The following is a 14556-nucleotide window of genomic DNA, read 5'->3' on the forward strand; positions in this document are numbered from 1 at the left end:
CTGGACGCTGAGGATGCTGCGGCGGACCGCCTCGTGGTGGCTGCGGACGTCGCCGGAGTAGTTCATGTGCAGGTGACCCGCCAGGAGCAACTCCACGCCTACGGCTTCCATCGTCACGAGCGCCCGGCCGCTGCCGTGGACGACGAGCGGCGAGACCTTCTTCGCCGCCGGCAGGGCGTCAAGGCCTTCAACCTGCACCGCACCGTGTTCCCGCGCGTCTGGCGGCGGAAGGAACGGGTGGTGCGTCACGACCACCTTGAACAGCTCCGCCGGCGCTTTCAGGCACGCCAGGTGCACATCGAGCAACTGCGCGCACGACAGGCGGCCATCTTTCCAGAAACCGTTGATGGATTTCGAGATAGGCCTCGCTGTGTTGAGCCCGAGGACGAGCATCTGCTCGTCCTGGAACACCGGCCGAAGGTCGGGCGTGACGTGCTTGCGGTAGTTGCCCGTCGGCTTAACGAACCGCCGAAAGACGTCGTAGAGCGGCACGTCGTGGTTGCCCGGCACGTACAGGTGCGGCTGAGGCAGGGCGTCTATGAACGCCTTCGCCGCCTCGAACTGCCGTCGGCGGGCACGCTGGGTGAAGTCGCCGCTGACGACCAGCAGGTCGTACGGCTCGCCGAGCAAATCGTCCCGCAACGCCTCGACAGCTGCCGGGTCTTCTGCTCCGAAATGGATGTCGCTGATGTGCGCGATCGTCCGCAAGCGGCAGGCTAGGAAGTGCCCGCCTTGGCGACGGGTCGGAATCGGCTCGATGAACCGATAACATTCAGAAGTGAATTCGCTGCGCTCCATCGTGCTCGCAACGTCGGCGGTCGTGATCGTCGGCTGCTCCAGTCCCGAGGTCGTCGTCCCGCCGATGCCGGACGAGCGGTTCCTCGATTTCGACGACGACGCCGACGTCCGCACGATCGACGAGGTCGGCGACGACCCGATCCAGACGCCACTCACGCCCACCGGCAGCCAGACGCCCGGCCGCGTCGAGGCACCGCCCGTTGAGAGGCCCGAAGAGAGTGAGCCGCCGCAACTCGAATACGTCACCGTCGACGGCGTCCTGGGCGAGTTCAACGGCCGTGCGGTCTACGCGGCGGACGTCATCAATGCCCGGAAAAACCAGCTCCGCGCCCGGGCACTGCGTCTTCCACGGAACCAGTTCGGAGCAGAAGCGTTCCGCATCATCCAGGAGGAGTTGCAGGTCCGCATGAGGAACAAGCTCTACCTGAGCGTCTACGAGCGAAACCTCAACCCGCTCGAGCGACAGCAGGCCAAGTTCCTCACGATGCTTTGGCGTGAGCGATTCATCACCGAAAACGGCGGCAGCGAGGCCGAGGCCAGGCGTGCGTCAAGGGATCAGTTCGGCATGACGCTCGAACAGCTCGGCGAAGACGAGTACGGGCGTCGGCTCAACGACATCTTCATGCAGAAGCACATCGCCCCACGCGTCCGCCCGGCCGCGGCGGAACTGCGTGAGGCGTATGAGGATCGGCGGGAGAAGGGCGAGTTCGACGTCCCGGGCGGGATCGTCTTCGCACTCATCGAAATCGCAGCGGAGTCGGCCGATCCGATCGCGATCGAGGCCGCCAAGGCACGGGCCGAGGCACTGCACGAGCGGGCCTTGGCCGGTGAGGACTTCGGCGAGTTGGCCCGAAACAACAGCGACAACGCCGACTACGCCTCTCGCGGCGGGCTGCCGCCGGACTGGATGCTTCCGATCGCCCGCGGAGCCTTCGCCATCCCGCAGGTCGCTGAGGCGGCGTGGGAGGCGGAGGTCGACACAGTGGCACCGCTCGTCGCCGTAGGCGAGGGTGAAGCGCGTCGGTGGTACGTGATCCAGGTCCGCGAGAAGGAGACACCGCGCACGATGACGTTTGCCGAGGTGCAACGTCGGCTGAACAACGAACTCGCACTTGCCGAGCAGAATCGGCTGGTCGACGACTACATCCGCCGCGAACTCGGCCGCGCCAAGGTTCCAGAACTCGCCGCCCAGCGGCTGATGACCCAGACAGCGATGGAAGTGGTCATGCAGCAATACGACGCCTGGCGCGCCGAGGAAGCCGCCGCGAGCGCTCGGTAGTCTGACTTTCCAAGGGGAATTCGCCCGTCAGCCGACGTCGCGTCGGTAGACGTCTTCCAGGCGGCGCACCATCGTCTCGGTCGAGAACCGATTGACCGCAAACGTCTGGCCAGCGGCACCCATGGCCTGGCGGCGCTGGGAATCGCCGACGAGTTCCGAGATGCGGGCGACGAAGGCGTCGACGTCGAACGCAGGCACCGCAAAGCCACTCTCACCGGGAAGCAGACCCTCGGCGTTGCCGTCGATGTCGTACGTCACGACGGGCAACCGCGCCAGCTGCCCCTGCGGCAGGGCACGGGCGAGCCCCTCACGGCGAGACGGGTGGGCCAGCACTTCGCACGCCGCCACGTACCGCGGCACGTCCTCAGGTGGAACGAGGCCGACGAGGCGGAACCGATCCTGCAGCCCCATCTCGGCGATCTGCCGCTCGAACCTCGGCCTGAGCGATCCATCGCCGACCCAGACGAATCGCAGGTTCGCATGCTGACGACAAAGCCGCTCGGCGTGGCTCAGAAGATCGTCGTGGCCCTTCATGTCGAAAAGCCGGGCCACGGTGACGACGGCCACATCGTCGTCCGCGAGACGCAGCTCCTGACGCACTTCCGGCCGCTGGTCGACGGCTGAGGTGAACGCACCCGTCGCCATGCCGCTGTAGACCGTTTCGTACTGGTCGGCTTTGCCGATGCCGGCGTCGAGCATGGCCTTGTTCATCGCGTCCGCCACGCCGACGATCGTGTGGCAACGCTTGGCCGCGTAGCGCTCCAGGAGGACATAAGCGTTGTTGACGAGCCGTCGTCGGCTGGCGGTGAATGAAAGCCCGTGGACGGTGTGCAGGACGTGGGGCACCTTCTCGTCCCACGCGGCGACGCGACCCAGGATGCCGGCCTTGGAGCTGTGTGTGTGGACGACGTCGGGCTTCAGCCGACGAATCCGCTCACGAAGGTCGTGGTAGGTCGCCCAGTCCTTGCGCGGCAGGACGCTGCGCCGCAGTGCCGGGATCTCCTCGAAGCTGTACCCGTAGTCGCGGACGCGGTCGACGAGGCTGCCTTCGGGCCCGGTTGTCGGCCCGGCAAGGAGCATGACGTCGTGCCCGAGGTCGTGCTGGCCCTCGCAGCTGAGCAGCGTGTTTTCCTGGGCACCGCCGACGATGAGGCGCGTGATGACGTGGACGATGCGAAGCGGCCGTCCGGAGTCCTGCACACGCGAAGTCTACCGAAGAGTCCCACAAAAGCAGAAGGTCCGACCGTCAAGCGGCCGGACCCTCGGAGGGGAGAGATGGCTGTGGCGCGGACCTTACCAGAACCGCTGTCAGAACTTGACCGAAATGCCAAAGCCCGGCCGGACGTAGGTGCCGCGGATGAACGGGCGGTAGTGCCCATAGCCGTGCCGGTAGTAGCGCAGGCCGTTGTAAGGCCGGTAGCAGTTGCCAACGCCGAGGTTGATGCCGACGTTGGTCCGGACGACCGGCCGATGGCTGTAGCGGACGACCGGGCGGTGGTCGTAGCGAATGTGCCGGCGTGGCCGCTCGTAGTAGGTCGTCTCGTAGAACGACGAGCGACGGACAGGTCTGTAGTCGCGGCGGAAATCGTCGCGGTGGTGGCGATAGCGATCGCGGTGGTGCCCGCGCGACTCGAAGACCACGCGTGACTGGGCCACGGCCTCGCCGCGACGATTGGCGAGGAACCGATCGCGTGCGGACGAGCGATGGACGTCGCGAAGGAAATCATCGCGCTTCAGCACATCGGCCCGCAACTTGGTGCGCTCGCGAAGTGCGTCCCGCGAGCATTCACCGGCCGAAGCAGGTGCAGCTGCAAAGCCGACGCCGGTAGTCAGGAGGGCGACAAGTGTTACGACTCGTGTCATGGCAAACCCTTTCGTGGACCCGACGACATGCCGGGCGTTCGGCGGCTTAGACACCGGGCGCCGGACCCGGGTTCCTCAATCTACTGGTTTTTCCTCGCGAATCTGACTGCGATCCCCGGAATCGGCGACGTCATCCAATGCCGCCTCTGCCGCCTCTCCACCGCCTTCGGCATCAAGGCCGACTTGCGTGGCTTCGCGCGCTGAGACCGCCAAGTCGAGTTCGGCCTCGTTGACGGCATTCTCTCGCAGCGTGCCGGCGTAGACGCTCCAGCCGCGGTTGCCGCGAATCCGCAGCATCGACCGCACCCGGTACGGCCCGCCCTCGGCGACCAGGCGCATCGCGTCGATCGAATCGTCCCACGCCTGCGACTCGAGCGTTGCGTCGCCCACCTCTTTGTCGAACTCCTCAATGTACCGATCGGCCGCTCTGCGATGGAGGAACTCGGTGGGCAAAAGCGTCGTGATTCCAGGAACATTGAAGTAAACCACGCCGTACGCCGTGTCGCCCGTCGGGCTGAGCCACGTGAGGTGCGACCGCTCGTCGTTGATCTTGGGCGGATCGAGCCTCCACGTTTTGGGCGGAATGACGAAGGCCTCGACGCGCGGCTCGAAAAAGCCTGTGCCGAGCGTGCCGACGGGGCGACTGGTGGGGCGTTCGTCGACGTCGAGCGTGGACCGTCCGCCGCAACCGACCAGGAGCGTCGCCGTCAAAAGGGGTAAGGCCGCGGCGACGATTCGCATGCCGCACGTTACGACCGGCCCGCTTGCAGAAACCTCGCCAGGCCGGTACGCCTTGCAGGTCGTGCCCGAGGGACGCTCCGTCGCCGCCAACGCCCGCCTGATCGGCGCGATCACCTTCGGCAGCCGCATTCTCGGCCTGGCCCGCGAGTCGATCGCCGCCTCCGCCTTCGGGGCCGGACCGGTCTGGTCGGCGTTCACGATCGCGTTCACGATCCCCAATCTCTTCCGCAAGCTCTTCGGCGAAGGGGCGCTTTCTGCGGCTTTTATTCCGATTTATGCCCGTTTACACGCCACGCCGGGTCGGGAACGGGCCGCCCAGCGGTTCGCGGCACAGGGGACCAATCTGCTCGTCACGACGCTGGCGGCCATCACACTGACCGTCGAAATCGTCCTGATTTCCTTGATTTTGAGCGGAATCGGCCGAGAGGACCATCGGCTGGCGATGGGGCTGACGGCGATCATGCTGCCGTACGTGGTCTTCGTCTGCGGGGCCGCGTTCCTGGGCGGGTTCCTCAACGTCCACGGCCGATTCGCCGCACCTGCGGCGGCGAGCGTGCTGCTCAACCTCTGTCTCATCGCCGCGATCGGCGGATGTGCCGTTTTCTTCGATTTATCACTGGAAAACGAGCGAATCCGAGCCACCTACGCCGTCGGCGGGGCGGTCGTCGTGAGCGGCGTGCTGCAGGTGCTGCTGCTCTGGCCGAGCCTGAAAGCCAGCGGCTACCGGTTCCTGCCGACGACGGGCGCCTGGTCCAGGCGGACCCGGCAGATGGTCCGGATCGGCCTGCCCGTCGCGTTCTCCGCGGCCGTCCTGCAGATCGGAGTGTTGCTGGACAAGGGGATAGCGTTCTTCCTGGCGGCCGAACCCGATGCCGTCCCTGGCGGCTGGACCCCGATGGCGGCAGGAGCGGCGGCGCGGCTGAACTGGGCCCAGTACGTCTACCAGTTCCCGCTCGGCGTCTTCGCTATCGCGCTCGCCACCGCCGTCTTTCCCGCGCTCGCCCGCGACGCCAAGTTCGACGCCGGACGGAATGATTCGTTCCGCCAGACCCTTCGTCGCGGCATCGAGAGCGCGGTCTTTCTTGGGATTCCGGCGAGTCTCGGCCTTGTCCTCGTGGCGACCGACGCCGTCCGTGTTCTGTTCGAACGGGGACGCTTCACGACCGAAGACACGCAGCTGGTCGCGACGAGCGTCGCCGTCTACTCCGCGGCGGTCTGGGCCTTCGCGTTGCAACAGATTGTCAATCGCGCTTACTACGCGCTGCAGGAGACGACGGTCCCGCTGCGCTGGGCGATGTATAATCTTGCGATTAATATCGTGATCGAGCTGCCGTTGATCTGGCTCCTGCCGCGCGGTTGGGGCGAGGTCGGCATGCCAGTCGGCACCTTCGCGAGCTTCGCCATCCAGAGCCTCTGGATGATGCTGCTCCTCAATCGCCGACTCGGCGGCATCGGGCTGGGCCAGTCGATCCGGCCCGTGGCGATCATGCTCCTCGCGACAGGCGCGATGGTGGCCGCCTGCTGGCCGATCCGGTGGATAGGCGACGACTCGACCACGTGGTCGGCCCTGCGGCTGGGCGTGACGATGGTCACCGGCGCGGGCGTCTACTTCGCGCTGACCGGCGCGACGGGCGTCCTGCGGTTGCCACGGCGTGGAAAATGACGATTTACCCCGAAGATCACCCGTTCTCCGTATAGCCGCGGGCTTACAGCCCGCGGTTCGAGATACTCGACTAGCGACGTCCACTTGTGTTTGACTGCGACCTGCAAGGTCGCAGCTACCCGGTCAGGGTCGCTCAAATGTGCATCTTCTTCTAGAAATCCCACTTTCATCGCAGGTAGCTGCGACCCTGCGGGTCGCAGTCGGTGCGAGACCCGGAACGTCCCTCGACGACAAGTTCGCACCGGCCCGCGCCGTTGCTACAGTCGAGGCTCCCATGGCTCAAGCTGCCGACGCCTCTGATTCCACCGCTGCTGCGACCGATGCGTCGATTCGTCAGCGGCTTCGTCCCGGTGCCCGCGTCAAGATCGTCCAACAGATCGCCGCCCGCCACTACGCCTGGGGCACCGAGCACGTCGGCACGATCGTCTCGTACGAGCAGCGGCAGACCGGTTCCTGGTACGCCCACAGCCGAGGCGACAAGCTGTGGCTCGACCGGCTTGTCATCCGCAAAGACGACGGCGAGGTTTTCACCTTCAACCTCGACGAGTACACGCGACTCGAGCTCCTGGCCGACGCACCCGCGGCGGGGTGATCTTCCGGTTTTCCTCGTTTTTCACTGAATGGCGACCGGTTCCCAGCCCTTTGTCTCTCCCTGGCTCGTCGCCGCGGCCGGGTGGGCCGTGCCGGGGCTCGGGCACGCGATCGTGGGCCAGAAGTGGCGTGGCGTCGCACTCTTCGCGGCCGTCGCTTCGCTCTTTGTCGGCGGGCTGCTGATCGGCGGAGTCCGCGTCGTCGACATGCCCGGCTACTTCGACGGGCAGCGGCAGATCCTGCGGAATGGCTCGTGGACGCTGACGCAAAACCCCGTCGGCACGGTCCTGGGCAAGCCCTGGTTCATCGCCCAGTCGCTCACCGGCCCGTCCGCCTTCGTGGCCGGCTACGGCGGAATCGTCGCGGCCCGCAACGGCTACCCGAAGCCAACCGCACGCCTCTCGGACATCGGCGTCCTCTATTGCGCGACGGCCGGCATGATGAACCTCATCGGCATCCTCGACGCCTCCGGCCGGGCCAGCCGACAGGGAGGCAAGTCGTGACGATGCCGCTGCTCGCCTCGTCGACCGCGTGGGTGCCGTTTCTCTCGCCCGCACCGATCTGGGACGCCTGGCCGATCCTGCTGCTGCCGCTCCTTGTCGGCATCAGCGTCGCCTACAAAGCCATGAAGGTGCCGACGGCAAGTCGGCTCTTGCCAGAGACGTTGAAGCTAACCCTTTACCTCACGCTGGGTCTAATCGGCGCAGCCGTCGCGCTGACCGTCCTGGTCGGCTTCGTCCTCTAGCACTCGTTACCATCTGCGGTGTCGGGTCGCACGGAGGCGAACCTCGGCTCCACGTCAACGTCGTACTCGCCAGCGGGCACCATCGCCCGCGCAAGCTACTCATCCCTCCGAAGATGCACCCCACCGCCGCCTCCCGATCCCTCGCCCGCCGACGTTTGTCGCGGAGCGTCGTCGAAACCCTCGAACACCGCCGACTGCTCAGCGTCGCCGGCCCCGTCGTCGAGGTCGACATCAACTTCGCCGACAAGGAGCAACGCATCGACGGCTTCGGCTCGTCGGTCATCGACTGGGACTCGCCCGAGGCGTACGAGCGGGCCGAGTTCTACAACGAGGTCGCCAACGACCTGGGCTCGACGATCGTCCGCATTCCCGCCAGCCGGGAGTTCGAGGACATCAACGACGACGACGATCCGTACACGTCCGACCCGGACAACTTCTACTCGCTGGCGCTCAAGCCGACGATGGAGTACGTCCAGGAGTTGGAGAAGCGGCAGGACCAGACGGTCCTGCTGGGCGTCTGGTCGCCGCCCTGGTTCATGAAGGTCAGCCATGACTACCGCGGCGGGGCGGGCAACGTGAAGCCGGAGATGCGGCTCGAGTTCGCCGAATACCTCGCCGAGTACGTCATCGCGGCCGAGCGCGACTGGGGCGTGACGATCGACGTCGTCGCTCTGCAGAACGAGCCGCTGTTCGTCCAGACGTTCCCCAACGCCCACTACACGCCTCACACGATGGCCGAGACCTTCGTCGTGGTGCACGACTACTTCCAGCTGCGCGGCCTGGACACGAAGTTGATGATCGCCGAGGACCTCAACTTCGGCCGGCGATTCGAGGAATGGACCGGCGCGCTCGTCGACGCCTACGACCGCCGCAACCGGGACTTGCCAGAAGAACTCATCTGGGGCACCCACTTCGGGCCGACCACCGACACCAAGGTCTGGGAAGACGTCACGCAGCAGACCAATCGGGCGATCTGGTCGACCGAGTCGGGTGGCAAGGGCACCACCAGCATCTCTGGGGGCCTTGCTTACCTCGAAGAGACGCTCCTCTACCTCGACGACGGCAAGCTCAGCGCTCACATCACCTGGCAGAGCGTCGGCGACGGCACCAGCAGCTGGTACTACCTCGACGGCGTCGACGAGAACGGCGACGACTTCTTCCAGAAGAGCGGCACCTACGCCGCCACCAAGCACATCGCCCGCTGGGTCCGCCCGGGCAGCAACCTGGTCGAATCGAGCATGACCAACCGCGATCTGGACGGCTCCGGCGGCGGACGCGTCATCGCCGCCGCCTTCGAAACCGCCGAGAACGACGCCAACACCGTCGTCCTGACCAACCGCGCCCAGTTCGACCGCGAAGTCGTCATCAACCTCAACAACTTCGACACGCACGGCATGGGTGGCGACGACTGGCGTGCCTACTTCACCGAAGAGGCCGACAACGGCCAGCAGGAAACCTGGGTTCGTCTGGCCTCGCAGGACGGCACGGGCGAGGTGCCGCTGACCGTCTCGCCCGACGGCACGTCCATCTCGTTCGTCATGCCCGCCCGGTCGATGCTGACGCTCACGAATATCGACGGCGAACCCATCGACGCCGTCGAGGCCGACGCGACCCGCATCTACCAGTACGCCCAGCAAGGCATCGGCCTGCAGCGGATGAGCTACTTCCACCGCGTCGTCGGCGTCGGCTGGCAGCAGGGCGTGCTTCAGGAGATCACCGACTCCCGCATGCTGCAGGTCTTCGAGCCCAGTGGCCGAAACGTGCTCCACCTCGCCGCTGGCATTAACAACGGCGACATCACCAACACGCTCAGCCACGTGCTGGACCGGGCCGAGATCCTGGGCATGGACATCAACGCCCAGGGCTTCGACGGCATGACGCCGCTCATGATTGCATCGGCCTCGCAGATGGCCGGCATCTCGTTCACGACCGACGTCGGCGGCATCTTCCTCGTTCAGCCCGAGGACACCCGCGCTCGCATCAACACGCTCATCGACGCCGGCGGCGACCTCCACGTCAAGGACGACCACGGGCGGACCGCGCTCCACTGGTCGGCCATCACCGCCCGTGCGGAAGTCTCGACGACCATCGACGTCGTCTCGCCGCACACCAAGCTTCTCCTGGAGCAGGGTGCCGACGCGAACAAGGTCGACGCCTTCGGCCGGACCGCTTACGACTGGGCCATCCTCGAGGGCAACCCCGAAGCCGCCGCCGAACTCGCCGCCTGGACCACCGACACGGCCGCTCCGGAGCTTCTGGCTGTCGAATCGCAGATGAGCGGCAGCTACATCGGCGCGACGCTCACCTTCGACGAGGCCATCGGCACCGTCAGCGACGGCGACTTCGTCCTGGTTCGCGACGACGGCACCACGGCCTCGACGCGCATCCGTTCCGTGACCACGCTGGCCGGCGGCAACACGCAGGTCGTCGTCGAGGCCGTCGACGGCATGTTCCTGCCGGCAGGGCACTGGCGTGTCTACCCGACCGGCAACGTCCAAGACCTGGCCGGGAACGCCTTCGAGCTGCCGCCAGAGTCGCGTGGCATGTTCGGTTTCTCCTCGGCCGAGCTCGACTACCTGCCGGCTGACTTCGACGGCGATCAGGCGGTCACGCTGGCCGACTTTGCGATCCTGCGTGCCAACTTCAACTCGCCCGGTCTGACCGGCGGCGACGCAAACGGCGACGGCTGGGTCAACCTGATCGACTTCGCGCTCCTGCGAACGAGCTTCGGCGTCTCGCTCATCGGCGGCCCGGACGGCGACTTCGGCGGACGCGAATCCACCCCGGCCATGGACATCATCGCCGACTTTGCCGGCGGTCTCGACGACGGCAACGGCTTCGACTCCGGCCCGTCCAACCGCTCCGTCGCCGCTTACAGCCCGACCAGCGACACCCCATTCTCCCGCGGCGGCCTGTTCGACGCAGATGACGAGGTGTAGCCGAAACCCCCTCCGTCATCCTGAGCGAGCGCAGCGAGTCGAAGGACCTCGCCTGCTCTCCGATGGCAGACCAAGACGAGGTCCCTCGGCTGCGCTCGGGATGACGGACAATGCGGAGAAAAGACAAAGGCGTCGTCACCGAGGTGACGACGCCTGTTGCGTTGGAGGTTGAAGCGACCCTTACTGCAGCAGCGACAGCACCTGCTGCGGCGTGGCGTTGGCCTGGGCGAGGATCGCCGTGTTGGCCTGCGTCAGGATCTGAGCACGCGACAGCTGGGCCGTCTCGCTGGCGAAGTCGGCATCGCGGATGTCGCTCTCGGCCGCGGTCACGTTCTCCAGGGCGACGCCCAGCGACGTGATGTTGGTCTCCAGGACGTTTTTCTGCAGCGCACCGAGTCGGCCACGCAGCGTCGCGATCTCCTGGATGGCGGCGGTCAGGATCTCCTGAGCCTTGGTGGTCTCACCGGCAACGAGGCTGGCATCGCCGCCCGAGCCGATTTGGCTGAGGAAGCCGACCTGGTTGTTGCCGAGTCGATTCGTGTTTACGCTCGCCACGCCGACGTTGACCTGGCCCTGCGAGCCGACGGTCGAGCCGACCTGGAACGTCGCACCACCGCCGGTGACGTTGAACGACTCGTTGACGGCGGTTTGCGTGCCGAAGTCAACCGAGAGCTCGAGCTCCAGGTCGAGTCCACCGACGCGGCTCTTGACGTTCAGGCCGTCAGCCACCGCGGCGGAGCCGTTGATGCTGAGCTCGGCATCGACGCCGGTGTCCCGCGTGCCGCTGGCTGCACTCCACGGGCCGCTAATGGCCTCGACGCTGACGAACTGGCTCGAGCCGTAGCCGACCGAGTCGATGTGCAGCGTCGTACCGCTGAGGTTGGCCTCGACGCCCGTCGACTCCTTGATGGAGTTGATGGCCGTTGCCATGGCGATCGTGGTGGTACCGCTCGCGAAGGTGAGCTGCTCGACACCCTTGTTGCCGGCGATCTCGAGCGTGACGACGCCCGACGCGTTGGCACCGACGGTGATTCGGCCGGTCTGAGCACTGGTCGTGACGTCGACGTCGATGGCGATGCTGCCGTTGTCGGGCAGATCCGCGCTGTTGATCTTGACGTCCGGCACATTGCTGGCCGTCACGCCGCTGAGCGTGTAGTCCAGCGCACCGTTGAGCAGGTTCTCACCGTTGAAGGTGGTGGTGTTGCTGATGCGGTTGATCGAGCCGAGGATCGCGTCGACCTGAAGCTGGTTGGCTTCGATCTCGGCCGGTGCCAGGGCACCGGTGTTGGCGGCCTCGTTGGTGAGGGCCTGGACCTGCAGGAGCAGGTTGTTGACCTCGGCGAGGCTGCCCTCGGCGGTGTTGATGACGTTGTTGGCCCGCGTCGAGTTGTCGATCGCCTGCCGGATGCCGGCCATCTCGGACCGCATGTTCTCCGACGCGATCAGGGCGGCGGGGCCGTCCTTGCCGGTGTTGATCTTCAGACCCGTGCTGAGGCGCTCCAGGCGCATCGAGAGGTCGTTGTTGTTGTGGCCGAGCGAACGCTGAGCCTGCAGCGACGTGATGTTGGTGTTGATACGCATGCGAAGGATCCTCCGTGATCCTGGGGGAACTGGGTTGTGCCGTGTCCGTCCGTGGACCGCGGCCGAGGGTCTTGTCGGAAGTCGGACGTGCGTTTCGCGAGAGTCGGACCCGCCCCAGGCGCGTCCCATAAGTGGGGCCAATAAAAACGCGACGCCCGTGCTGCGGGAGCCACTGGCCCGACGCCGCTACGCTCCCTGCCCGATGCAGACCAGCACCGAGTGGCTCGCCGACTACCTCGACCCCGTCCCTTCCACCCAGGAGGCCGGCGAGCGGCTGACCATGGCCGGGTTTCCTGTCGAGGAGGTCTCCCAAGTCGCCGGCGTCGACGTGATGGACGTCGAGATCACGTCCAACCGACCCGACCTCTTCTGCCACGTCGGCGTTGCACGCGAGCTCGCCGCCCTGACCGGCGGAGCGTTCACGCTGCCCGAAGCCAATCCGCCCGAAGCCGCTGAGTCGGCCGCGGATCGCGTCAAGGTCGTCATCGAGGCGAACGACCTCTGCCCGCACTACACGGCACGCGTCCTGACCGGCCTCAGCGTGAAGCCGGCACCCGAGGTGATGCGGCGTCGCCTTGAACACCTCGGCCTGCGTCCCATCAGCAACCTCGTCGACGTCACCAACTACGTCCTCTTCGAGCTCGGCCAGCCGCTGCACGCGTTCGACCTCGACAAGCTCGTCGGCGACACCATCACCGTCCGCCTCGCTCGAAAGGGCGAGTCGATCCGCACACTCGACGGCGTCGACCGCACACTGACCACCGCCGACCTCGTCATCGCCGACGGCGAGGGACCGGTCGCGCTGGCCGGCGTCATGGGTGGCGAACGGACGGAAGTCAGCGAGACGACGACCAACGTCCTGCTCGAAAGTGCCCGGTTCGACGCACTGTCGGTCCGTACGACCAGCCGACGGTTGAAGCTGATGAGCGACTCGTCGTTCCGCTTCGAGCGTGGCCTCGATCCAACGCTCGCCCACCGCGCCAGCCTTCGAGCTGCCCAGCTCATGCTCGAGACCGCAGGCGGGACGCTCCTCGCCGGTGCGGCCGAGGCGGGCAGCGACGCGTTCGAGACGCTCACGCCAGCCCTCCGCTGGTCGGCCCTCGAACGCCTGCTCGGCACTCAGCTCAATCGCGACGCCGTCACCAAGGCCCTAGTCGGTCTGGGTCTGTCGCCCAAGGAAGAGGCCGATCGCCTCGTCTGCACCGTCCCGAGCCATCGCCTGGACATCACGAAGGAGGTCGACCTGATCGAGGAGGCCGCCCGCGTGGTCGGGTACGACGCCATTCCGATGGCCGAGACCATCGACGTCCGCGTCAAGCCCGCCGACGTGCGGCTCGTCGCGGAAGACACGATCCGCGACGCCGCCGTTGCCGCGGGGTACTTCGAGGCGATCACCTTCAGCTTCGTCGACGACGGCCTGAGGTACTTCTTCCTGGCAGACGGCACATCGCTGCGTCGCGTCGACCCCAACGTACGCAAGGCCGACGGGCATCTTCGCCCCAGCATCCTGCCCGGCCTCGTCCAGGCGATCCGGCACAACGAGTCCGTCGGCAACGGCCCGGTCCGCGTCTTCGAAGTCGGCAGCGTCTTCTGGCAGGCTCCAACCGGTCCGGTCGAAGAGCGACGCCTCGCCCTGGCCGGCGGGGACTTCGCGACGCTGCGTGGCACGATCGACCTGTTGCTCGCGCGACTCGATGCCGATCGCCCGGTATCGGTCCGACCCTCCGAAGCGGCCGGCTACGCGAAAGGGGCGGCCGGCGAGATCGTCTGGGGCGACACCGTCGTCGGCCACATCGGGCTGCTGTCGAAGGACGTCCAAAAGCACCTCGACCTGCAGCATCAGCCCGCGATCGCCGAGCTGATCCACGGCCCACTCGTCGCCGGCTTCGAGCCCGCCGAGTCTCCGCCGCCGCTGTCGCGATTCCCGTCGGCCCGGCGTGACGTGTCGTTCGTCGTCGCCGAGGGCGTGACCTACGCCCAACTCGCCGACCTCGCCGTGGTCGAACCGAAGCTCGCCGACGTCGTCGCCGTCGAACACGGCGGCACGTACCGCGGCAAGCCTTTGGAGAAGGGCACCAAGTCCGTCACCCTCACCCTCGTCTTCCGCCGCGACGACGCCACCGTCCCGCGCGACGAAGCCGACGCGCAAGTCGCCACGCTCGTCCAACGCGCCAGCGACGCCTTCGAAGCCACGCTGCGAGCGTGAGTCGTGAGTCGTGAGTCGTGAGTCGTGAGTCGTGAGTCGTGAGTCGTGAGTCGTGAGTCGTGGGTCGTGGGTCGTGGGTCGTGGGTCGTGGGTCGTGGGTCGTGGGTCGTGGGTCGTGGGTCGTGGGTCGTGGGTCGTGGGTCGTGGGTC

At 66.6% G+C, this 14556-nt stretch carries 12 protein-coding genes; 7 read left to right on the forward strand and 5 right to left on the reverse strand.

Features of this window, described 5'->3' with window-relative positions:
• The coding region (locus tag AAGI46_09410) for a metallophosphoesterase (GenBank protein ID MEM1012423.1) at positions 1–708 on the reverse strand (708 nt) is incomplete at its 3' end.
• A 70-nt stretch (positions 709–778) separates the two neighbouring features.
• Between AAGI46_09410 and AAGI46_09415 the strand changes: the two genes are divergently transcribed.
• Complete coding sequence (locus tag AAGI46_09415; protein ID MEM1012424.1) at positions 779–2077, forward strand: peptidylprolyl isomerase; 1299 nt, start codon at positions 779–781, stop codon at positions 2075–2077.
• A 27-nt stretch (positions 2078–2104) separates the two neighbouring features.
• Here AAGI46_09415 and AAGI46_09420 read toward each other — a convergent pair whose 3' ends face one another.
• The 3 genes from AAGI46_09420 to AAGI46_09430 all read right to left on the reverse strand — a co-directional run bounded on the left by AAGI46_09420 (position 2105) and on the right by AAGI46_09430 (position 4681).
• Positions 2105–3277 carry a glycosyltransferase family 4 protein gene (locus tag AAGI46_09420; protein MEM1012425.1) on the reverse strand — a complete coding sequence of 391 codons (1173 nt, stop codon included), beginning with the start codon at positions 3275–3277 and terminating at the stop codon, positions 2105–2107.
• A 108-nt stretch (positions 3278–3385) separates the two neighbouring features.
• Entirely contained in the window at positions 3386–3940 is a 555-nt protein-coding gene (locus AAGI46_09425) for a hypothetical protein (GenBank protein MEM1012426.1), read from the reverse strand.
• 75 nt (positions 3941–4015) lie between these two features.
• Positions 4016–4681, reverse strand: coding sequence for a hypothetical protein (locus tag AAGI46_09430; protein ID MEM1012427.1), 666 nt, complete (start codon positions 4679–4681; stop codon positions 4016–4018).
• On the opposite strand from AAGI46_09430, the gene murJ reads away from it, so the two are divergent.
• From murJ to AAGI46_09455, 5 genes are all read left to right on the forward strand, one after another.
• Positions 4680–6344 carry a murein biosynthesis integral membrane protein MurJ gene (gene murJ, locus AAGI46_09435; GenBank protein MEM1012428.1) on the forward strand — a complete coding sequence of 555 codons (1665 nt, stop codon included), beginning with the start codon at positions 4680–4682 and terminating at the stop codon, positions 6342–6344. The genes AAGI46_09430 and murJ overlap by 2 nt on opposite strands.
• Before the next feature lie 274 nt (positions 6345–6618).
• Positions 6619–6936 carry a hypothetical protein gene (locus tag AAGI46_09440; protein ID MEM1012429.1) on the forward strand — a complete coding sequence of 106 codons (318 nt, stop codon included), beginning with the start codon at positions 6619–6621 and terminating at the stop codon, positions 6934–6936.
• 28 nt (positions 6937–6964) lie between these two features.
• Positions 6965–7438 carry a DUF6677 family protein gene (locus tag AAGI46_09445; protein ID MEM1012430.1) on the forward strand — a complete coding sequence of 158 codons (474 nt, stop codon included), beginning with the start codon at positions 6965–6967 and terminating at the stop codon, positions 7436–7438.
• Positions 7435–7680, forward strand: coding sequence for a hypothetical protein (locus AAGI46_09450; GenBank protein ID MEM1012431.1), 246 nt, complete (start codon positions 7435–7437; stop codon positions 7678–7680). Before AAGI46_09445 ends, AAGI46_09450 begins: the two co-directional genes overlap by 4 nt.
• Positions 7681–7793: 113 nt before the next feature.
• Positions 7794–10619 carry an ankyrin repeat domain-containing protein gene (locus tag AAGI46_09455; protein ID MEM1012432.1) on the forward strand — a complete coding sequence of 942 codons (2826 nt, stop codon included), beginning with the start codon at positions 7794–7796 and terminating at the stop codon, positions 10617–10619.
• Between the two features lie 180 nt (positions 10620–10799).
• Here the strand turns inward: AAGI46_09455 and AAGI46_09460 are convergent, their stop codons facing one another.
• Positions 10800–12200: a flagellin gene (locus tag AAGI46_09460; GenBank protein ID MEM1012433.1), complete on the reverse strand. Its 1401-nt coding sequence runs from the start codon at positions 12198–12200 to the stop codon at positions 10800–10802.
• 202 nt (positions 12201–12402) lie between these two features.
• On the opposite strand from AAGI46_09460, the gene pheT reads away from it, so the two are divergent.
• On the forward strand, positions 12403–14406 hold the full coding sequence (gene pheT / locus AAGI46_09465; GenBank protein ID MEM1012434.1) for a phenylalanine--tRNA ligase subunit beta: 2004 nt from the start codon (positions 12403–12405) through the stop codon (positions 14404–14406).
• Positions 14407–14556 lie beyond the last annotated feature (150 nt).

The sequence above is a fragment of the Planctomycetota bacterium genome (genome assembly GCA_038746835.1).
Classification (GTDB): domain Bacteria; phylum Planctomycetota; class Phycisphaerae; order Tepidisphaerales; family Tepidisphaeraceae; genus JBCDKH01.